Here is a 595-nt window from a genome sequence, read left to right on the forward strand (position 1 = left end):
CTGCGGCAGCACCGCCAGCAATGCCGCCTCGGCCTGCGAAAGATGCGCGGCGGACTTGCCCAAGTAAGCCCAGCTGGCCGCCTCGACCCCCTCGATGGTGCCGCCATATGGCGCACGCTCCAGGTACAGGTCCAGGATCTGCGCCTTGCCCAGGTGCACTTCCAGCTGCAGCGCGCGCAGCAGTTGCTTGAGCTTGCCCCACGGCGTGCGCGTGTGCGGATCGAGAATCCGCGCGACCTGCATGGTCAGCGTCGAGCCGCCGGAAACGATACGGCGCTCGGCCAGCATCTGCCGGCCGGCGCGCAGCAGCGCCCACGGATTGATCCCCGGATGGCGCCAGAACCAGCGGTCCTCGTAGGTCAGCAGCGCCTGCAGATACAGCGGCGACACGCTCTTCGCATCGGCCGGATAGCGCCACACCCCTTCGGCATCGGCGAAGGCGCGCAGCGGCGTGCCATCGCTGGCCACCACCAGCGTGCTGGTGTCGCGCGACTTCGGCAGCGGCGGCGGAAAGGCGACGTCCAGCGCCAGCAGCAACGCCAGCAGTGCCGCCGTACCCCAACGCAACCACGGCCAGCAGCGGGAAACGACGGCG

General features: G+C 69.7%; 1 protein-coding gene. It reads right to left on the reverse strand.

The window, feature by feature from the left end:
- Positions 1–595 (reverse strand): transglycosylase domain-containing protein (locus tag JCM9942_RS17710; protein WP_172675218.1); only part of this gene is annotated, 595 nt, incomplete at both ends.

It is taken from the genome of Stenotrophomonas pictorum JCM 9942 (genome assembly GCF_001310775.1).
Lineage (GTDB): Bacteria > Pseudomonadota > Gammaproteobacteria > Xanthomonadales > Xanthomonadaceae > Stenotrophomonas > Stenotrophomonas pictorum.